General features: G+C 71.5%; 18 protein-coding genes. 11 read left to right on the forward strand and 7 right to left on the reverse strand.

The features are described 5' to 3' along the window. Positions 1-9 precede the first annotated feature (9 nt). On the reverse strand, positions 10-939 hold the full coding sequence (locus tag ACFQPS_RS05970; RefSeq protein ID WP_377357280.1) for a methyltransferase domain-containing protein: 930 nt from the start codon (positions 937-939) through the stop codon (positions 10-12). Positions 940-1,183: 244 nt separating this feature from the next. Here ACFQPS_RS05970 and ACFQPS_RS05975 point away from each other — a divergent pair, with 244 nt between their 5' ends. The 5 genes from ACFQPS_RS05975 to ACFQPS_RS05995 all read left to right on the forward strand — a co-directional run bounded on the left by ACFQPS_RS05975 (position 1,184) and on the right by ACFQPS_RS05995 (position 4,003). Continuing rightward, positions 1,184-1,975 carry a ComF family protein gene (locus tag ACFQPS_RS05975; RefSeq protein WP_377357282.1) on the forward strand — a complete coding sequence of 264 codons (792 nt, stop codon included), beginning with the start codon at positions 1,184-1,186 and terminating at the stop codon, positions 1,973-1,975. A gap of 40 nt (positions 1,976-2,015) precedes the next feature. Next, entirely contained in the window at positions 2,016-2,369 is a 354-nt protein-coding gene (locus ACFQPS_RS05980) for a type II toxin-antitoxin system RelE/ParE family toxin (RefSeq protein ID WP_377357284.1), read from the forward strand. Positions 2,370-2,380: 11 nt separating this feature from the next. Further along, positions 2,381-2,701 carry an XRE family transcriptional regulator gene (locus ACFQPS_RS05985; RefSeq protein WP_377357285.1) on the forward strand — a complete coding sequence of 107 codons (321 nt, stop codon included), beginning with the start codon at positions 2,381-2,383 and terminating at the stop codon, positions 2,699-2,701. Between the two features lie 110 nt (positions 2,702-2,811). After that, positions 2,812-3,075 carry a glutaredoxin 3 gene (grxC, locus tag ACFQPS_RS05990; RefSeq protein ID WP_377357286.1) on the forward strand — a complete coding sequence of 88 codons (264 nt, stop codon included), beginning with the start codon at positions 2,812-2,814 and terminating at the stop codon, positions 3,073-3,075. Between the two features lie 103 nt (positions 3,076-3,178). Continuing rightward, positions 3,179-4,003: a carbon-nitrogen hydrolase family protein gene (locus ACFQPS_RS05995; RefSeq protein WP_377357288.1), complete on the forward strand. Its 825-nt coding sequence runs from the start codon at positions 3,179-3,181 to the stop codon at positions 4,001-4,003. Positions 4,004-4,015: 12 nt separating this feature from the next. On the opposite strand, the gene ACFQPS_RS06000 is transcribed toward ACFQPS_RS05995, so the two are convergent. Next, on the reverse strand, positions 4,016-4,432 hold the full coding sequence (locus tag ACFQPS_RS06000) for a response regulator (RefSeq protein WP_377357290.1): 417 nt from the start codon (positions 4,430-4,432) through the stop codon (positions 4,016-4,018). Next, positions 4,429-6,165: a sensor histidine kinase gene (locus ACFQPS_RS06005; RefSeq protein ID WP_377357292.1), complete on the reverse strand. Its 1,737-nt coding sequence runs from the start codon at positions 6,163-6,165 to the stop codon at positions 4,429-4,431. Before ACFQPS_RS06005 ends, ACFQPS_RS06000 begins: the two co-directional genes overlap by 4 nt. A gap of 230 nt (positions 6,166-6,395) precedes the next feature. Between ACFQPS_RS06005 and ACFQPS_RS06010 the strand changes: the two genes are divergently transcribed. From ACFQPS_RS06010 to ACFQPS_RS06025, 4 genes are all read left to right on the forward strand, one after another. Continuing rightward, positions 6,396-6,932: a DUF1178 family protein gene (locus ACFQPS_RS06010; protein WP_417715176.1), complete on the forward strand. Its 537-nt coding sequence runs from the start codon at positions 6,396-6,398 to the stop codon at positions 6,930-6,932. A gap of 353 nt (positions 6,933-7,285) precedes the next feature. Beyond that, on the forward strand, positions 7,286-7,591 hold the full coding sequence (locus ACFQPS_RS06015) for a DUF485 domain-containing protein (protein ID WP_377357294.1): 306 nt from the start codon (positions 7,286-7,288) through the stop codon (positions 7,589-7,591). After that, positions 7,591-9,303, forward strand: a complete 1,713-nt coding sequence (locus ACFQPS_RS06020; protein ID WP_377357296.1) for a cation acetate symporter — start codon at positions 7,591-7,593, stop codon at positions 9,301-9,303. The genes ACFQPS_RS06015 and ACFQPS_RS06020 overlap by 1 nt, the downstream gene beginning before the upstream one ends. A gap of 139 nt (positions 9,304-9,442) precedes the next feature. Next, the gene (locus ACFQPS_RS06025; RefSeq protein WP_377357297.1) at positions 9,443-10,609 is read left to right on the forward strand and encodes a putative nucleotidyltransferase substrate binding domain-containing protein; all 1,167 of its coding nucleotides are present in this window, start codon (positions 9,443-9,445) and stop codon (positions 10,607-10,609) included. On the opposite strand, the gene ACFQPS_RS06030 is transcribed toward ACFQPS_RS06025, so the two are convergent. Next, positions 10,566-10,919 (reverse strand): hypothetical protein, encoded by a 354-nt coding sequence (locus tag ACFQPS_RS06030; protein WP_377357300.1) that lies wholly within the window; start codon positions 10,917-10,919, stop codon positions 10,566-10,568. The two genes, ACFQPS_RS06025 and ACFQPS_RS06030, sit on opposite strands and share 44 nt — an antisense overlap. A 216-nt stretch (positions 10,920-11,135) precedes the next feature. Here ACFQPS_RS06030 and ACFQPS_RS06035 point away from each other — a divergent pair, with 216 nt between their 5' ends. Then, complete coding sequence (locus ACFQPS_RS06035) at positions 11,136-12,287, forward strand: pentapeptide repeat-containing protein (RefSeq protein ID WP_377357301.1); 1,152 nt, start codon at positions 11,136-11,138, stop codon at positions 12,285-12,287. 12 nt (positions 12,288-12,299) lie between these two features. Here the strand turns inward: ACFQPS_RS06035 and ACFQPS_RS06040 are convergent, their stop codons facing one another. The 3 genes from ACFQPS_RS06040 to ubiG all read right to left on the reverse strand — a co-directional run bounded on the left by ACFQPS_RS06040 (position 12,300) and on the right by ubiG (position 16,262). Then, positions 12,300-13,487, reverse strand: coding sequence for a zinc-dependent alcohol dehydrogenase (locus ACFQPS_RS06040; protein ID WP_377357303.1), 1,188 nt, complete (start codon positions 13,485-13,487; stop codon positions 12,300-12,302). 81 nt (positions 13,488-13,568) lie between these two features. Further along, positions 13,569-15,290, reverse strand: a complete 1,722-nt coding sequence (locus tag ACFQPS_RS06045) for a sensor histidine kinase (protein ID WP_377357305.1) — start codon at positions 15,288-15,290, stop codon at positions 13,569-13,571. Between the two features lie 180 nt (positions 15,291-15,470). Continuing rightward, positions 15,471-16,262, reverse strand: coding sequence for a bifunctional 2-polyprenyl-6-hydroxyphenol methylase/3-demethylubiquinol 3-O-methyltransferase UbiG (gene ubiG, locus ACFQPS_RS06050; RefSeq protein WP_377357307.1), 792 nt, complete (start codon positions 16,260-16,262; stop codon positions 15,471-15,473). 354 nt (positions 16,263-16,616) lie between these two features. Between ubiG and ACFQPS_RS06055 the strand changes: the two genes are divergently transcribed. Next, positions 16,617-17,852 carry an aspartate kinase gene (locus ACFQPS_RS06055; RefSeq protein WP_377357309.1) on the forward strand — a complete coding sequence of 412 codons (1,236 nt, stop codon included), beginning with the start codon at positions 16,617-16,619 and terminating at the stop codon, positions 17,850-17,852. Positions 17,853-17,876: the final 24 nt, after the last annotated feature.

Genomic DNA, 17,876 nt, shown 5'->3' on the forward strand with positions numbered 1-17,876 from the left:
GCGGCCCCGTCAGGTCCCGTCCGGCCTGACGCCGGTGCCGATCTCCTCCGTGCGCAGGGCGTCGGCCAGCCGGGCGTCGGCGCTGCCGCGGCGGGCCGGCTGCTGCTGCACGCCCGGATCGGGCGCCCAGCCGGCCAGATACAGCACCTGGAAGGTCGCCGGCACGGTGCCGTCCGGCTCCCGGAACAGCTCGCCGTAGCGGTCCAACGCGCGCGCCAGCACGGCCGGCCGGGTCGGCCGCTTCAGCCGGTCCAGCACCGCGTTCGTCTCGCCCATGCCGCGCAGGTCGCGGATCAGGCGCAGCGGGTCCGGGTAGGAGACCGTCAGCGTGTCGCTGTCCGCCACCGGCAGGGCGAAGCCGGCCCGCTGCAACAGGCCGGCGGCGTCGCGCAGCCCGGCCATGGGGCTGACCCGCGGGCTGACGCCGCCCGCCGTCTCGGCCTCCGCCTCCAGCAGCGCCCGGCGCAGCTCGATCAGCGTGTCGCCGCCCAGCATGGCCGCCAGGAACAGCCCGTCCGGCCGCAGGGCGCGGCGGATCTGGAGGAAGGCGCCGGGCAGGTCGTTGACCCAGTGCAGGGACAGGTTGCTGACCACCAGATCCAGGCTGGCCGGGGCCAGCGGCAGGAACTCCTCGTCCGCGGCCAGGGCGGGGCCGCCCGTCCGCGTTGCCGCCAGCCGCGCCATGGCGGGCGACAGATCGGCATGGATGATCGTTTCGATACCGGAACGGCCCTTCAGGACCGGGGCCATTTCGCCGCCGTGACAGCCCAGGTCCAGGACCAGCGGGAACTGCCGGCGCAGCCCGTCCAGCCGTTCGGCCAGACGCTGCGCCACCTCCGTCAGCAGGAAGTCGTGCAGGCCCAGGCCGGGGGCCGCCCGGTCCCGGTGCCGGCGGACGATCCGCCGGTCGAACACGGTCATCGTATCGGCGTCGGGCATCCTCGGCGTCTCCTTACTCTTCCGCGGCCGGACCCTCCCGCGGCCGGACCCTTCCGCGGCCGGCCGCCCCTCCCGCGGACTACCGCCCCTCCCGCGGTCTGCCGCCACGGTCCGGTTCCGCGGCGTTGGTATAACCGTCGGCGGCGCTGGACAACCCCCGCCACGGCCCGCGGCCGCTGTTTCCGCCGCCGGTGTCTGGTGGCACCGCTCGCCCCGGCCGGCGGCTTCCGCTACCCTGGGCGGCATGAAGACCCTAGAGGATACGACCCAAGGGCGGCAATGGCGACAGGCGGTGCGCGCCTTGCGCGACTGGCGCGGCCGGGTGCTGAACCTGCTGCTGCCGCCGCGCTGCCTCGCCTGCGGGACGGATGTGGAGGCGCCGGGGACCCTCTGCCCGGCGTGCTGGAGCCGTGTCACCTTCATCGGCCCGCCGCTCTGCGCCTGCTGCGGCCGGCCGTTCGACTACGCCGCGCCGGACCGCAGCCTCTGCGGGGCCTGTATCGCCGCCCCGCCGCGCTTCGACCGCTGCCGCTCCGCCCTGGTCTATGACGAGGGCAGCCGCGGTCTGGTCCTGGCCTTCAAGCATGCCGACCGCACCGACGTGGCCGAGGGCTTCGGCGCCTGGCTGGCGCGGGCCGGGGCGGAGCTGCTGGCGGATGCCGATCTGGTCGCGGCCGTGCCGCTGCACCGCTGGCGCCTGTTCGCCCGCCGCTACAACCAGGCGGCGCTGCTGGCCCTGGCCGTGGCCCGGCGCTGCGGCCTGCCGGCCTGCCCCGACCTGCTGCTGCGCCGCCGCCGCACACCCAGCCAGGGCGGCCTCTCGCGCAGCGGTCGCGCCCGCAACGTCGCCGGTGCCTTCGCCGTGCGCGCGACCTGCCGTGAGCGGGTGCGCGGCGCCCGCATCGTGCTGCTGGACGATGTCTTCACCACCGGCGCCACGGTGGAGGAATGCGCCCGCGTCCTGAAGCGCGCCGGCGCCGCCCGCGTGGACGTGCTGACGCTCGCCCGCGTGGTCAGGCCGGTGGACGTGTCGTGAGGGGGCGCTTGTCGGGAAATAGCCTGGAGGCTATTATCGGATGACGTGGACGGTTCTCTTTCACGATGATTTCGAGGCGGAAGTCCTTGCCCTGGATCGGGAGGTCAGGATCGCCCTTCTGGCATCGTCGAAGGTTCTGTCCCTCTACGGGCCGACCCTGGGGCGGCCCCTGGTGGATACGCTGTATGGATCGCGGTTCCCCAACATGAAGGAACTCCGGTTCGAGGCAGCCGGCGGTGTCTGGCGCGTCGCCTTCGCCTTCGATCCATCCCGGTCCGCCATCCTGCTGGTGGCGGGGAACAAGCGGGGCCAGCCACAGGACCGTTTCTATGCCGGCCTGATCCGACGGGCCGATGATCGCTTTTCCCGGTATCTCACGGACCGCAACACCTGAAAGGAGCGGACATGCCACGCACGCTGGACGAGGTCATGGCCGGACTGCCGGAGGAGGAGCGGGCCGCTGTCGATGCCAGGGCGCAGGAACTGATGGCCGATGTCGAGGGCCTGCAGGCCCTGCGCATTCTGGCCGAGCGCAGCCAGGCCGAGATAGCCCGCAACCTCGGGATCAGGCAGCCCTCGGTCCACCGGATCGAGCATCAGGCGGATCTCTATCTCTCGACGCTGCGCCGCTTCGTCGAGGCGGCGGGTGGTACCCTGGAACTGCGGGTGGAGCTTCCTGGCAAGGGCGTGGTCCGGCTGACGGGGCTGGGCGACCTCACGCCCTGACGGGCCAGCCCTGACGCCGCCCCGCCCGCACCGGGCCTGCCCGGCAGGGGTTGGCGGGGCGGGGCAGGGCGGTCATAGTGGGGGTCCCGCCAACCGCACGCCGTCCCGCCATGCCCAAGGTCGAGATCTACACCAGCCCCTTCTGCCCCTACTGCGTCCGCGCCAAGCGCCTGCTGGACGCCAAGGGCGTCGCCTATGAGGAGATCGACGTGATGGAGCAGCCCGGCCGCCGGTCGGAGATGACCCGGCGGGCCGACGGCCGCACCACGGTGCCGCAGATCTTCGTGGACGGCCGCGGCCTGGGCGGCTGCGACGACATCCACGCCCTGGACCGGGAGGGGCGGCTCGACTCCCTCCTGGGCCTCGCCGGCTGAACCCCGGGCCGTTCTTCCCGTTTTCCGTCGGAGCCGCCCCGCCCGGCCGCCGCGGTTCTGCCCGCCAGCGCAGGCGGGGCCTCAACGCAAGGACAGAAGGACCATGACCGCAACCCTCCGTGCCGCCGTGGTACAGGTCAATGCCGGCCCCGGGATCGGCCCCAACCTGGAGGCGGCCGGCACCCTGGTCCGCCGTGCCCGGGACGCCGGGGCGGAGCTGATCTGCCTGCCGGAGAACGTCGCCATGATGGTGCAGGGCCGGCAGAAGGTGCTGGCCCGCGCGAAGCCCGAGGCGGAGCATCCCGGCCTGCCCTTCTTCCAGGATCTGGCGCGGGAGACGGGGGCGTGGCTGATGACGGGGACGCTGGCCTGCCTGCTGGAGGACGGGCGCGTCGCCAACCGCGCCTTCGTGGTGGACCCGGCCGGCGTCGTCGTCGCCCGCTACGACAAGATCCACATGTTCGACGTGGACCTGCCGGGCGGCGAGAGCTACCGGGAGAGCGCCACCTACCGCCCGGGGGACCGCGCGGTCATTGCCCCCACCCCCTGGGGCGGGCTGGGGCTGACCATCTGCTACGATGTCCGCTTCGCCTATCTCTTCCGCGCCCTGGCCCAGGGCGGGGCGCGGCTGATCACGGTGCCGGCCGCCTTCACCGTGCCCACGGGCCGCGCCCACTGGCATGTTCTCCTGCGCGCCCGCGCCATCGAGACCGGCGCCTTCGTGCTGGCCCCGGCGCAGACCGGCAGCCATGACGAGGGCCGCCGCACCTACGGCCACGCCCTGATCGTGGGGCCCTGGGGGGAGGTGCTGGCCGATGCGGGGGAGGAGCCGGGCTTCGCCGTCGCCGATCTCGACCTTGCCGAGGTGGACGAGGCGCGGCGCATGGTGCCCGCACTCGGCCACGACCGCGGCTTCCAGGGGCCCTGAACCCGGCCGTTCCTAGCCGCCCAGCAGCCCCTTCAGGGTGCGCAGCAGCGCCTCGGGGTCCAGCGGCTTGGTCATCACCGCCGTGTGCGGTCCGACCAGGGCGGCGGCCTCGTCGTCGCTGGACAGGAAGCCCGTGACCACCACCACCGGCAGTTCCGGCTGCGGCCCGCGCAGGGCCTGGATCAGCTCCCGCCCGCCCAGCCGGGGCATGCGCATGTCGGTGACCACCACGTCGGCCGCGTCGCGGGCGTGGGCGTCCAGCGCCTGCCGCCCGTCGAAGGCGGTGGTGACGCGGAAGCCCCGGCGCTCCAGGAAACGCTCCAGCGCCATGGTGGCGACGACCTCGTCGTCCACCACCAGGATATGCGGCGCCGTGGCGCCGTCCGTGGTGGCGGCGCTGCCGCCGGTCATGCTGTCGATTCCGATCATGCCGCACTCTCCAGGGCTGCCGGCACGGGCAGGGTGACGACGAAGCGGGTGCCGCGCGGCAGGGGCACCGCCTCGATCCGGCCCCCCATGGCGGCGACGATGCTGGCACAGATGGACAGGCCCAGCCCCATTCCCTTCTCCGACGCCTTGGTGGTGAAGAACGGATCGAAGATGCGGTCCGCCATCCCGGCGGGCAAGCCGGCACCGTCATCCTCCACCGAAATCGTCACCGCGGCGCGACCGGGGGCAGCGGCGGCGTGCAGCCCGATGCGGCCCGGCGGGGGGCCGTCGGCGCTGTCCGCCGGCGGGTGTGCCCGCGCCTCCTCGATGGCGTCGCGGGCATTGGTCAGCAGGTTCAGCACCACCTGTTCCAGCTTCACCGCATGGCCCGTCACCGCCGGCAGCGGCTCCTCGATCTCCAGGCAGAGGGCGATGTCCGCGCTGGCGAAGTGGCGCTCCAGCAGTCCCGCCGCCCGGCGCACCGGTTCCGCCGGATCGAAGCGCTGCGGCCGTTCCGGGGCGCGGCGGCCGAACTGGCGCATCTGGTCCACGATCCCGCCCATCCGGGCCGACTGGTCGCGGATGGTGGCGAGGCCGCTGCGCACATAGTCCAGGTCGGGCGGCCCCTCCTCGTCCAGCAGCAGGGCGCAGTCGGTGGCGGTGATGCGGATGGCGTTCAGCGGCTGGCTGACCTCGTGCGCCACGCCGGCCGCCATGGTGCCCAGGGTCGCCAGCTTCGCCGCCTGCGCCAGTTCCTCCTGGAGCTGGCGGTATTCCGTCAGGTTGCGCGCGGTGCCGACAAGCTGGATCACCCGTCCGTTCTCGGGATCGAACACAGGAACCAGGGCCGTCAGCCAGACGGTGCGGCTGCCGTTGCGCTCGACGACATGCTCCACCTGCTGCGGCGCCCGGGTCTCGACGCAGGTCGTGAACCAGCCCCTGACCTCGGCGCCGTAGCTCCCGCCCAGCGCCTCCTCCGGGGTGCGCCCGATCAGGACCGCCTCGGTCAGCCCCGTCTCCCGCACCAGGGCGGGATTCACGGCGGCATAGCGGAAGCTGCCGTCGCTGCCGACATCCACGACGAAGATGGCGTCCGCCGCGTGCTGCACGATGCCGGCATAGCGCGCTTCGCTCTCCCGCAGGGCCCTGACCACGGCCTCCAGCTCGGCAGTGCGCTCGGCGACCCGGCGTTCCAGCGTCTCGTTCGCCTCGCGCAGGGCCTCGTTGGCGGCGGCCAGCTCCGCGGTACGGGCGGCCACGCGCTCCTCCAGCCGGGTGTTGGCCTCGCGCACGGCGCGCTCGGCCCGCATCCGCTCCCCCACCTCGGCGCTCAGCGCCGTGTTGATGAGACGGAGCTGGGCCGGGCTGGGCAGGGCCAGCGCGCGCGGCAGCAGCGGCCAGATGACGATGGCGGTCGCCACCGAAGCCAGCGCCGTGACCGCCTTCACGGCCCCCTCCAGCACATAGGACGGATACCAGAGGGTGATGGCGCCGAACAGGTGGGTGGTGCCGCAGGCGAAGATGAACAGGCTGAACAGCACGAAGATCCAGCCGAACACGATGTCGGTACGACGACGGACGAAATAGACCAGGGCGGCCGGGATCGTGAAATACGCGGCAGCCGTCAGAAGGTCCGAGACGAGATGCGTCCAGATCAGGGCCGGATGCCAGAGAAGGCACATGCCATGGGGCATGAAGGGCGCCGGATCGAACAGCAGCCGAAACAGATCCATCGATCCGTACTCCGAAATACTGGCGCATCCGTGCCAGAGCAGTTCAAGGCCGGCCGGACGGTTCAGGGATTCGGTTCAGTCGCAGACCGATGGGAGGGCGTCAACCCGACAAGGGTCATAGGATCGCCCTGGCGGAAGCAATAGGGGGGTGTCCGGCTGCCCCGGTCCGGACCGGACGGATCATGACCCGCCGGCCGTCCGGGGATTGAGCATTCCCCGGGCGATCGTATATGACACCACGGTTGCAGGGCGGCCGGCAGGTCGGCCGCGGGCAGGGGACGATGATCCTTTACCAGCTTCAGTGCAGTGCCGGCCATTCCTTCGAAGGGTGGTTCCGCAGCGGCGCAGCCTACGACCAGCAGGCGGCGGCGGGCGAAGTCTGCTGCCCCGTCTGTGGCGACCGCGGCATCAGCAAGGCGCCGATGGCGCCCAGCATCACGAAGGGCCGGGGCCGCGACACGGCAGCCACGCCCGCAGGTGTTCCCGAGGTCGCCCCCGAAGCCGCCCCCGGCACCGGCGGCACCCCGGCCGCGGCCAGCGCCCCCATGGCCGAACTGATGCAGCAGCTCCGCGCCCTGCGCCGGCATGTCGAGGCCAATGCCGACTATGTCGGCGACCGCTTCGCCGAGGAGGCCCGGCGCATCCATTACGGCGAGGTGGAGAGCCGCGCCATCTATGGCGAGGCCAGCCCGCAGCAGGCGGAGGAACTGCGCGAGGAGGGCGTCGCCGTCAGCCGCATCCCCTGGGTTCCCGGTCACGACGCCTGACGGTCGTTCCCGCAGAAATACATTACCTTCGGCCTGTCTGCTGCTTTTGCGGGTGCGCGCCCGCGCTGCTTGCAGTGCGGAACCGATTCGCGTCTCCGTGCTGCCGGAGAGCCGGAGCGGGATGCCCGTCCGGTCGGCGATGGTGCGCGGATGCGCCGCAATCTGGAATAAAATTCCATGATTTTGATGATTTGCGAAATGAACAGCGTTCTCATACTTGTGCGTGGTCCATTTCCTTTCGCGGCGGTTGCGCTGGACAAAAACCCTATGCACCGTGGCAGAACAGGCCGTGGGCGCATCCGGGGACTCGGTTCCCCTGCGCCAGAGCGGCCGATCAGGGAGAAGCGCGGAGCATGCAACAGGATACAACCCAGAGGATAAGCTCGCACCCGAAGTTCGTGGAGCTTGTCACGAGGCGGACCCGTCTCGGCCTCATCCTCTCCCTTCTCGTCATGGCGATCTATTTCGCCTTCATCCTGGCGGTGGCCTTCGCCCCCAAGGCGCTGGGCGCCTCGCTGGCGGGCGGGGTCACCACCATCGGCATCCCCATCGGCATCCTGATCATCGTGACGGCGTTCCTGCTGACCGGCATCTATGTGCGCCGCGCCAACGCGGAGTTCGACGAGCTCAACCGCCAGATCATCGAGGACACCGTCTGATGCCCGCCCTCCCCATGACGCTTCCGGCCGCCGTGCCCGGGACCCTGGCCAGGGCCGCGGCCGGCACCGCCGGCGCCCTTGCCGGGGCGGTGCTGCTGCCCGGTGCGGCCCTCGCCGACGCCATCGCCGGCCAGACCGAGCGCCAGGCGACCAACTGGCACGCCATCAGCATGTTCCTGGTGTTCGTCGCCCTGACCCTGGGCGTGACCTACTGGGCCGCGCGGCGCACCAAGTCGGCCAAGGATTTCTACGCCGCCGGCGGCGGCATCACCGGTTTCCAGAACGGCCTCGCCATCGCCGGCGACTACATGTCGGCGGCCAGCTTCCTGGGCATCTCGGCGCTGGTCTTCACCTCGGGCTTCGACGGGCTGATCTATTCGATCGGCTGGCTGGTCGGCTGGCCGATCATCCTGTTCCTGATCGCCGAACAGCTCCGCAACCTCGGCAAGTACACCTTCGCCGACGTGGCCAGCTACCGTCTCCAGCAGACGCCGGTGCGCACGCTGTCGGCCTGCGGTTCGCTGGTCACCGTGGCCTTCTACCTGATCGCGCAGATGGTCGGCGCGGGCCAGCTCATCAAGCTGCTGTTCGGCTGGGAGTACTGGGTGGCCGAGGTGGTGGTCGGGGCGCTGATCATCGGCTACGTCACCTTCGGCGGCATGCTGGCGACGACCTGGGTGCAGATCATCAAGGCGGTGATGCTGCTGTCCGGCGCCACCTTCATGGCGGTGGCCGTGCTGTTCGCCTTCGGCTTCAGCCCCGAGGCCATGTTCCAGAAGGCGGTCGAGGTGCATCCCAAGGGCGCCTCCATCATGGAACCGGGGGCGCTGATCAAGGACCCGGTCTCGGCCATCAGCCTGGGGCTGGCGCTGATGTTCGGTACGGCCGGCCTGCCGCACATCCTGATGCGCTTCTTCACCGTGGCCGATGCCAAGGAGGCACGGAAGTCGGTGTTCTACGCCACCGGCTTCATCGGCTACTTCTACATCCTGACCTTCATCATCGGCTTCGGCGCCATCATCTACCTGACCGGCAACCCGGCCTATGTGGACCCGGCCGGCGGGCTGATCGGCGGCGGCAACATGGCGGCCATCCACCTGTCCGATGCGGTGGGCGGCGACTACTTCAAGGGCTTCATCTCTGCCGTGGCCTTCGCCACCATCCTGGCCGTGGTGTCGGGCCTGACGCTGGCCGGCGCCTCGGCCGTCAGCCACGATCTCTACGCCTCCGTGTTCCGGCGCGGCCGGGTCAACGAGCGGGACGAGATCCGCGTCTCCCGGATCGCCACGGTGGCGCTGGGCATCATCGCCATCCTGCTGGGCATCACCTTCGAGAAGCAGAACGTGGCCTACATGGTCGGTCTCGCCTTCGCCGTGGCGGCGTCGGCGAACTTCCCGATCATCCTGCTCTCCATGTACTGGTCGCGCCTGACCACCCGGGGCGCCGTCGTCGGCGGTTTCCTGGGGCTGGTTTCGGCGGTGGTCGGGGTCATCCTGGGCCCGGTCGTCTGGGTCAAGGTGCTGGGCAACGCCACCCCGATCTTCCCCTATGAGAACCCGGCGCTGTTCTCCATGTCGCTGGCCTTCCTCGGCACCTGGCTGTTCTCGGTGACCGACCGGAGTGCCGCGGCGCGGGACGAGGAGCGGGCCTATGCGGCGCAGTTCGTCCGCTCGCAGACGGGCCTGGGCGCGGAAGGGGCGGCGGCGCACTGACCGCGGTCCGGACAAGGGGCGGCGGGCGGGGTCTCCGGCCGGGGACCCCGCCCCTTCCCGCCGGAGCGTCTGTCCTCGGCGCCGGAGCCGCCCCCCGGCGTTCCGGGCGTGACCGGCGCGGCTGTGACGGAGGGGACCCATGACCAGGCGGCAGGACGGGCGGCAGGGTCCGGGCGGGGGCGATGCCGGGTTGCCGTCCCCGCAGGCGCTGCTGGAGACGCACGCTCCGGATCTGCTCCGCCGTGTGGCGGATGCCGCCAGCCTCGACGACCTTGCCGCCGCCCTCGGCGCGGACGGAACAGGTTCTGACGGAACCGGGTCGGAGGGGGGCGGACATGACCGGCTGGTGCGGACCCTGGTCGCTGCCGGCGCCCCGGTGACGGCGGTATCCCGGGCCGTGGCGCTCCTGAACGACCGGGTGATGGAGCGGCTCTACCGTCTGGTCCTGACCCCTGCCCAGGCGCGCTCCTGCTGCCTGATCGTCATGGGCAGCGAGGGGCGGGGCGAGCAGCTTCTCAAGACCGACCAGGACAACGGGCTGATCCTCCCCGACGGGGCCGACTGGCCCGACCTGCCCGGGCGGCTGGCGGCCTTCTCCGCCGGGCTGGCCCGGCTGGGCTGGCCGCCCTGTCCGGGGCGGGTGATGGTCACCAACCCCGCCTGGGTGATGCCGGAACGCCAGTGGCAGGACGCCGTCCGCCACTGGGTGCGCAGCCCGGGGGAGGACGGCGTCATGGCGGTCGCCATCTTCGCCGATGCCGCCGCCGTGGCGGGCGACGCGGCCCTGCTGGCCCGCACCCGGGCCGTGCTGCTGGAACTGATCCGCGGCCACGCGCCCTTCCTCTGGCAGTTCGCCCGCATCGTCTTGCAGTTCGACACGCCGCTCGGCTGGTTCGGCCATCTGGTGACCGAGGGCGGGGAGCACAGGGGGCAGCTCGATCTCAAGAAGGGCGGCCTCTTCCCCATCGTCCACGGCGTCCGCTCGCTGGCGCTGGAGGCGCGGCTGGAGCGGGCCACCAACACGCTGGACCGGATCGACCTGCTGGTCGAGGCGGGAAAGCTGGACGAGGTCACCGCGGCGGAGCTGCGGCGGGCCTTCGACTTCCTGGTCGGGCTGCGGCTGCGGACCCGGCTGGAGGGGGGCGCCCAGGGGGAGGGTCGGGGCGGCGGCGGGGCGGTGCCGGACACTCTGGTGACCCCGGCCCGGCTGTCCGCCGCGGACCGGGACGGGCTGCGCGACGCCCTGCGCAGCGTCAGGCAGTTCAAGGACCTGCTGTCCTACCACTTCCATCTGTCGGTGCTCTGACCGCCGCGGCTCCCGGGCCGCCCGGGCGCGGCGCGGCGCGGGCGGCGAGCGCCGCTTGGAAGGCGGCATCCACCTCCGGCCGGGCGGAGGGCATCTCGCGGCCGATGCGGGTCAGCAGATCGTCGGCCGCCGCGGCCCCGTTCGCTTCCTCGAACAGCAGGAACCAGCCGGCAAAGGTACGGCCCAGAAGGCGCGGGTCGGACGCGCTGCCCGGTTCCGGCACGACCCAGAATCCCAGCCGCCCGTCGGCGCGCAGGGCGACGAACGGAAGCTGGGAGATCTGGAGGCGGGTCGATCGGTGGCGGGCCATGATGCGGGGCGTGCGGCGCGGGTCTTCCAAGGGTGGGGCCGCGGCGCGTCCGGAACCATCTATCCGTTCGTATCCGCCCGACCTATCGAAGTCACCGGCCCGTCCGGGGGTGCGTCATGGCGGCCTGCGCGCATTTCGATCTTGCGCCGACGATACCATCCGGACGTATGACTTTTCGATATGACGTCCGCATGACAGTCGTCGGTCCATATCCCCATGCTGCCCTCCCAGGCTCCCGGCGCATCCGCCGCCGCCGATCTCACCAAGCCCTTCGCGCTGCACAGCCTCTATCTCCGCGGCCGGGGCGGTACGCGTCTGGACCTGCGGTTGAGCAATCTCAGCGGCCTGCGGCTCAGCGGCCTCAACCTGTCGCGCGCCACGCTGTTCGCCTGCAACCTGTCGCATGCGGTGCTGGAGAACTGCCGGTTCCACGAGGCGGACCTGTCCAACAGCCTGTTCCTGTCGGCCAGCCTGCGCCATTGCGACCTGTCCCGCGCCATCCTGCGCGGGGTGCGTTTCTACAAGGCGGACCTTCAGGACGTCCGGCTGGACGGGTCGGACCTGCGGGTCGGCTCCGTCGCCATCCACCGGGCCGGCGCCCGGCCGGGCGCGCCCGATCTGGTGGCGCGGGAGTACCGCTCCGACCTGTCGCACTGCAATCTCCAGGACGCGACCCTGGAGGGGGCGGTGATGCGCAACGTGAAGCTGGTCGGGGCCAACCTCCGCAATGCCGACCTGCGCGGCGCCGATCTGTCCGGCTCGGACCTCAGCGGCAGCGTGCTGCTGGGGGCGCATCTGAACGGCGCCAATGTCTTCGGGGCCGAGGTCGCGGGCGCCGTCTTCGATCTGGACGACACGACCCGCCGCATGTTCCGCGGCCTGCCCGCCTTCGAGGAGCATCTGAGCAACCTGAAGGAGGTGGAGGCCATCGCCGCCGGGCACGAGGACTGGGTGGAGGCGCGCGGCAAGGCCGGCCGCCGCGCCGACTTCGCCGGGCGCTCGCTGAAGGGCGTGGACCTGCGCGGCCGGGAGCTGTCCGCCGTCTCCTTCCGCGGCGCCGACCTGACCGGGGCGAAGCTGGCGCATGCGAAGCTGGCCGCCGCCGACCTCTCGGGGGCGACGCTGCACTATACCGACCTGTCGGGCACCGACCTGCGCGGTGCCAACCTGACGGGGGCCGAGGCGATGTACAGCAGCTTCGAGACGGCGGATCTGTCCGGCCTGCCGCTGGCGACGGGGGGCATGCTGCGGACCCGGCTCACCGACGCCCGGTTCGAGCACTGCCAGTTCGACGGTGCCGTGCTCGACCCCGACGGGCTGGCCGGTGCCGCCATCGTCCCGGGGGCGGCGACCGCACCGGGAGCGTGAGCCCCCGTCGGCTCAACCACCCGGCCGCATCACCACCTTGATGCAGCCGTCCTGCTTGTCGCGGAAGGTGCGGTACGCCTCCGGCCCGTCCTCCAGGCCCAGCCGGTGGGTGATCAGGAAGGACGGGTCGATCTCCCCCTTCTCGATCCGCTCCAGCAGCGGCCGCATGTAGCGCATCATGTGCGTCTGGCCCATGCGGAAGCTCAGCCCCTTGTTGAAGGCGGCGCCGAACGGGACCTTGTCCAGCACGCCGCCGTAGACGCCGGGGATGGAGATGGTGCCGCCCTTGCGGCAGGCCATGATCGCCTGGCGCAGCACATGCCCGCGGTCCGTCGCCAGCCCCACCGCGGCCTTGGCCCGGTCCAGCACGGCATCCACGCTGCCCGTCCCGTGCGCCTCGATCCCCACGGCGTCGATGCAGGAATCCGGGCCACGGCCGCCGGTCAGCTCTTCCAGGCGGGCGCGCACGTCGTCGCGGTCGAAGTCGATCGTCTCCGCCCCCGCCTCGGCCGCCAGCCGCAGCCGCTCCGGCACGCGGTCGATGGCGACCACCTTGGCCGCGCCCTGCAACTGCGCGCTGCGGATGGCGAACTGGCCGACCGGGCCGCAGCCCCAGACGGCCACCACGTCGCCGTCCTGGATGGCGCAGTTCTCCGCCGCCATCCAGCCGGTGGGGAAGATGTCGGTCAGGAACAGGACCTTCTCGTCCTCCGGCCCGCCGTCGCGGACATGCGGGATCTTCAGGGGGCCGACATCGGCGAAGGGCACGCGGACATATTCCGCCTGCCCGCCGGCGAAGCCGCCCATCAGGAAGGAATAGCCGAACAGCCCGGACGGTGACTTGCCGTAGATCGTCTCGGCCAGCCCGGCGTTGGGATTGCTGTTGTCGCACAGCGACCAGAGCTGGCGGTTGCAGAAGAAGCAGCCGCCGCAGGCGATGGTGAAGGGTACGATCACCCGGTCGCCGACCTTGAGGGTCTTCACCTCGCGGCCGGTCTCCACCACCTCGCCCATGAATTCGTGCCCCAGGATGTCGCCCTGGCGCATGGTCGGGATGTAGCCGTCATAGAGGTGCAGGTCGGACCCGCAGATGGCGGTGGAGGTGACCTTGACGATGATGTCGCCGGGTTCCGCGATGCGGGGGTCGGGCACCCGCTCCACCCGGACATCCTCCTTGCCGTGCCAGCACAGGGCCTTCATGCCGCTCCTCCGTCCTTCGCCGTTGCCGGGCCTGCAACAGCGGGAGGGGCGGATCGTCCCCGGCGGCGGCCGGGAACGCGGTCAGTCCGCGCCCGTCACGGCGGCGGGAAGCAGGACGTGGTGGCGCGTGCCGGGCGCGCCGGGCCTGGTCGAAAGCGTGGCCTGGACCTGGGCGGCCAGCGACTGCACCAGCACCATGCCGAGCCCGCCGCCGTCGGCGGGGGCGTCCGTCGGCCCGGGCCGCAGCCCGACGCCGTCGTCCATGATCGTCAGCAGCACCCCGTCGGCCTCGGCCACGCGCTCCAGCCGGACCGTGATGCAGCCGGCGCGCCAGTCGGGGAAGGCGTGCTTCAGGGCGTTGGTGATCAGCTCCCCGGCCAGCAGGCCCAGCGGGATGGCGGTGTCCAGCTCCAGGTCCAGCGGTTCCGCCACCACCTCGATGGCGATCCGGTCGGGATCGGGCAGGAAGCACTCGGCCAGGGTCGGCGCCAGCCGGCGCAGATAGTCCGCGAAATCCACCCGCGAGGGCTGGTTGGTGCGGTACAGCAGTTCGTGGACGAGACTCATGGACTGGATGCGGGACAGGCTGTCCTCGAAGCCCTGCCGCAGCTCCGCCGGCAACCGCATGGCCTGGAGCCGCAGCAGGCTGGAGACGAGCTGGAGGTTGTTCTTGACCCGGTGGTGGACCTCGCGGAACAGCACCTCCTTGTCCCTCAGCGCCAGCGCCAGCTTCCCGTTGCTCTCCGACAGTTCGGCCGTGCGCTCGCCGACGCGCTGCTCCAGCAGGTGGTTGGCCTCCTCCAGCCGGTCGCGGACCTCCGCCTCGCGCCGTGCCCAGCGCAGCGCCAGGAGACCCAGCCCCGACACGCCGATGGCCGCGATGGCGGCGATCAGCAGATAGACGCGCAGCCGCTCGCGCCAGCGCGCCTCCAGCGCCGTCGCGTCCAGTCCGACCATGACGCGCAGGTCCCGGCCGCGGACCGGGGCCTCGGCATAGATGCGGTCGCCCTCGCCGAGCGTGGACAGGCGCAGCATGCCGCCGGGCGGCGGTGCCGGCGGTGCCGGGCTCTCTTCCGGGGCCGTTCTCTCTTCCGCTCCCGCATCGGCGCCCTGGACATGCCGCACCAGCACCTGCCGGTCCGCACCCAGCAGCAGGATGGCCAGCCCGAAGCCGACATCCACCTGCTGGTAGAAATTCCGGAAGAACTCCTCCCGCACGGCCAGGCCGACGATGCCGCGCAGGCTGCCGTCCGCTCCCGGCAGCGGCTTGCACAGGATCAGCAGGTTGGTGCCGGTGAAGACGCTGCGTTCGACCCGGTCGATCACCAGCGCCGGGGGCAGACCAGCCGCGGTGCGTCCGATCTGGCGCTGCACATAGAGGCGGCCGGAGGAGTCGGCGGGGCGGACGGGGAACTCGCGGCTGCTGACGACGCTGCGCCCCGTCGGGTCCAGCAGATAGACCGAATTGGCGTGCTCCCAGGTTTCGACCAGCCGGCGCAGTTCCTGGTGGACCGCTTGCGTCGCCGGGATCGGGGCGTCTGGCGGGCCGGCCAGAAGTGCGGCCTCGTCCAGCACCACCTCGCTGGCGGCGACAAGCTGTCCGGCCTGCTCCGCCAGCAGCAGGGCGGTGTTGGCGGCCAGCCGGCCGGCATGGGCGACCATCTCCCGCCGGTCCTCGCGCGCGACCAGCAGCAGGATCGCCAGCACGAACAGCAGCACCACGCCGGCCGCCACGCCGACCAGGGTGGTCGCCGACAGGCTGTCCTTCCCGTCCGGCCCGCTCTTCCCGTCCCGGCCCGCCATCCCGTCCGGACCCGCCGTCCCGTGCGCGGCGGGGGTCGCGCCGGCGGCCTGTGCCGCGGCGGACCCCGATGCCGGGCGGGTTCCGGGCAGAGCCGGCCGGGGGGGCTGGGCGTCCATGGTCGTGGTGGCGTTCCCGTCAGCAGAAGCGCGCTACTCTACCACGTAGCCGGGAACAGGCCATCAGTCCCGCGCGGCATACAGCATGTAGTTCACGTCCACGTCCCGTTCCGCGAGCGAGAAGCGGTCGGTCATCGGGTTGTAGACCAGTCCGGTCAGGTTCTTGATGCCGAAGCCGAGCTGGCGCAGGCCGGTCGCCAGCTCCGACGGGCGGATGAACTTGCGCCAGTCGTGCGTGCCCCGCGGCAGCCAGCGCAGCACGTACTCGGCGCCGACGATCGCCATGACGAAGGACTTCGCCGTGCGGTTCACGGTCGCCATGAACAGCAGGCCGTCCTGCTTCGTCAGGGTGGTGATGGCGGTCAGCAGCAGATCCACGTCGGCGACGTGCTCCACGATCTCCAGCGCCAGCACCACGTCGAAGCGCTCGCCGGTGGCGGCCAGCGCCTCCGCCGTGCCGACGCGGTAGTCCACCGCCGTGCCGGTCTCCAGCGCGTGGGTGGCGGCCGTCTTCACGTTGCGTTCGGAGGCGTCGATGCCGACCACCTCCGCCCCCAGCCGGGCCAGCGGTTCGGCGATCAGGCCGCCGCCGCAGCCCACGTCCAGGATGCGGATGCCTTCCAGCGGGCGCTCCGCCATCGGGTCGCGGCCCCAGCGGTCGCACAGGGCGTCGCGGATATAGGCCAGACGGACCGGGTTGAACTTGTGCAGCGGGCTGAACTTGCCGCGCGGGTCCCACCATTCCGCCGCCATGGCGGAGAAGCGCTCGACCTCGCCGGGGTCCACGGTGGTGCGGGGACCGGGGGTCGCACCGGAACCGGGGGTGGAGCGGGGCGCGTTGGCCGCGGCGTTCATCGGGGGAATCCTCACGTTCAACGGGGGGCGTCGGATGGGCCGTTTCATGGCGGCATCCTTCCTGGGTGGCAACAAGATTTGGCAGGGATGCCCGCCGGTCCGGGCCCGGCTTGCGCCACCCCGGCCAAGCGAGTATGGATAGCCCGCCCCTTGACGGCAAGGCTGGCGCGGCTTCCGCGCGCCAACTTCATCCGTTCCGGGGGCGGGGGCCGGGCGCCCGTCCGGTTCCGCACGGAACCGGGTCGCCGCGGCGGCCCGATCGGACCACGGCCCCCGGTGCCGGCCCAATGCGGCCCGGCGTCGCGGGTCCCCTGGACAAGCGCTTCGGCGGTCAGGACCTTCGGCGGACAGATTATGGCGCGACTCGTCCTCAAATTCGGCGGCACCTCGGTCGGCGACATCGAACGCATCCGCAACGTCGCCCGCAAGGTGAAGCAGGAGGTCGATGCCGGGCATGAGGTGGCCGTCGTCGTCTCCGCCATGTCCGGCGTGACGAACCAGCTCGTCGAGTACTGCCGCAGCATCAGCCGTATCTACGATGCGCGCGAGTACGACGCGGTGGTCGCCTCCGGCGAGCAGGTGACCAGCGGCCTGCTGGCGATCGCGCTTCAGGAGCTGGGCATCACCGCCCGCTCCTGGCAGGGCTGGCAGATCCCGATCCTGACCGACGATGTCCATGCCAAGGCCCGGATCGAGCGGATCGACACCGCCGAGCTGGACCGCCGCATGAAGACCGGCGAGGTCGCGGTGGTCGCCGGCTTCCAGGGCGTGTCCCAGCGCAACCGGATCAGCACGCTGGGCCGCGGCGGCTCCGACACCTCGGCGGTGGCGCTCGCCGCGGCGCTGGGCGCGGAGCGGTGCGACATCTACACCGACGTGGACGGCGTCTACACCACCGACCCGCGCATCGTGGCGAAGGCCCGCAAGCTCTCCCGCATCACCTATGAGGAGATGCTGGAGATGGCGAGCCTGGGCGCCAAGGTCTTGCAGACCCGGTCGGTCGAGATGGCGATGAAACACCGGGTGCGGGTGCAGGTGCTCTCCACCTTCGAGGAGGCCCCCGGCAGCGACCTGCCGGGAACACTGGTCGTTGACGAGGACGAAATCGTGGAACAGGAACTGGTCAGCGGCATCGCCTACAGCCGCGACGAAGCGAAGGTCACCCTGGTCGGGGTCGCCGACCGCCCCGGCGTGGCCGCCCGCATCTTCGGGCCGCTCGCCGACGCGGCCATCAACGTCGACATGATCGTGCAGAACGTGTCGGAGGACGGCACCACCACCGACATGACCTTCACGGTCGGCAAGGCCGACCTGGACCGCGCCGTGCAGGTGCTGGAGAAGTCGAAGGACGAGCTGTGCTACCGCCGCATCGTCGCCGACAGCGACGTGGTGAAGATCAGCGTCATCGGCGTCGGCATGCGCAGCCACGCCGGCGTGGCGCAGCGCATGTTCAAGGCGCTGGCCGACCGCGGCATCAACATCCAGGTCATCTCGACCAGCGAGATCAAGGTCAGCGTCCTGGTGGCCGAGGAGTACACCGAGCTGGCCCTGCGCGCCCTGCACACCGTCTACGGCCTGGACCAGGCGTGACCATGCCGGTGTCCGTGACCGCGG

The organism is Rhodocista pekingensis, from assembly GCF_042665545.1.
GTDB classification, from domain to species: Bacteria; Pseudomonadota; Alphaproteobacteria; order Azospirillales; family Azospirillaceae; genus Rhodocista; species Rhodocista pekingensis.

What these genes read in the sequence shown, in the direction of transcription:
- ACFQPS_RS05970 (WP_377357280.1), bottom strand. Translation starts at nt 939, where the DNA reads ATGCCCGACGCCGATACGATGACCGTGTTCGACCGGCGGATCGTCCGC.
- ACFQPS_RS05975 (WP_377357282.1), top strand. Translation starts at nt 1,184, where the DNA reads ATGAAGACCCTAGAGGATACGACCCAAGGGCGGCAATGGCGACAGGCG.
- ACFQPS_RS05980 (WP_377357284.1), top strand. Translation starts at nt 2,016, where the DNA reads ATGACGTGGACGGTTCTCTTTCACGATGATTTCGAGGCGGAAGTCCTT.
- ACFQPS_RS05985 (WP_377357285.1), top strand. Translation starts at nt 2,381, where the DNA reads ATGCCACGCACGCTGGACGAGGTCATGGCCGGACTGCCGGAGGAGGAG.
- grxC (WP_377357286.1), top strand. Translation starts at nt 2,812, where the DNA reads ATGCCCAAGGTCGAGATCTACACCAGCCCCTTCTGCCCCTACTGCGTC.
- ACFQPS_RS05995 (WP_377357288.1), top strand. Translation starts at nt 3,179, where the DNA reads ATGACCGCAACCCTCCGTGCCGCCGTGGTACAGGTCAATGCCGGCCCC.
- ACFQPS_RS06000 (WP_377357290.1), bottom strand. Translation starts at nt 4,432, where the DNA reads ATGATCGGAATCGACAGCATGACCGGCGGCAGCGCCGCCACCACGGAC.
- ACFQPS_RS06005 (WP_377357292.1), bottom strand. Translation starts at nt 6,165, where the DNA reads ATGGATCTGTTTCGGCTGCTGTTCGATCCGGCGCCCTTCATGCCCCAT.
- ACFQPS_RS06010 (WP_417715176.1), top strand. Translation starts at nt 6,396, where the DNA reads ATGACACCACGGTTGCAGGGCGGCCGGCAGGTCGGCCGCGGGCAGGGG.
- ACFQPS_RS06015 (WP_377357294.1), top strand. Translation starts at nt 7,286, where the DNA reads ATGCAACAGGATACAACCCAGAGGATAAGCTCGCACCCGAAGTTCGTG.
- ACFQPS_RS06020 (WP_377357296.1), top strand. Translation starts at nt 7,591, where the DNA reads ATGCCCGCCCTCCCCATGACGCTTCCGGCCGCCGTGCCCGGGACCCTG.
- ACFQPS_RS06025 (WP_377357297.1), top strand. Translation starts at nt 9,443, where the DNA reads ATGACCAGGCGGCAGGACGGGCGGCAGGGTCCGGGCGGGGGCGATGCC.
- ACFQPS_RS06030 (WP_377357300.1), bottom strand. Translation starts at nt 10,919, where the DNA reads ATGGCCCGCCACCGATCGACCCGCCTCCAGATCTCCCAGCTTCCGTTC.
- ACFQPS_RS06035 (WP_377357301.1), top strand. Translation starts at nt 11,136, where the DNA reads ATGCTGCCCTCCCAGGCTCCCGGCGCATCCGCCGCCGCCGATCTCACC.
- ACFQPS_RS06040 (WP_377357303.1), bottom strand. Translation starts at nt 13,487, where the DNA reads ATGAAGGCCCTGTGCTGGCACGGCAAGGAGGATGTCCGGGTGGAGCGG.
- ACFQPS_RS06045 (WP_377357305.1), bottom strand. Translation starts at nt 15,290, where the DNA reads ATGGCGGGCCGGGACGGGAAGAGCGGGCCGGACGGGAAGGACAGCCTG.
- ubiG (WP_377357307.1), bottom strand. Translation starts at nt 16,262, where the DNA reads ATGAACGCCGCGGCCAACGCGCCCCGCTCCACCCCCGGTTCCGGTGCG.
- ACFQPS_RS06055 (WP_377357309.1), top strand. Translation starts at nt 16,617, where the DNA reads ATGGCGCGACTCGTCCTCAAATTCGGCGGCACCTCGGTCGGCGACATC.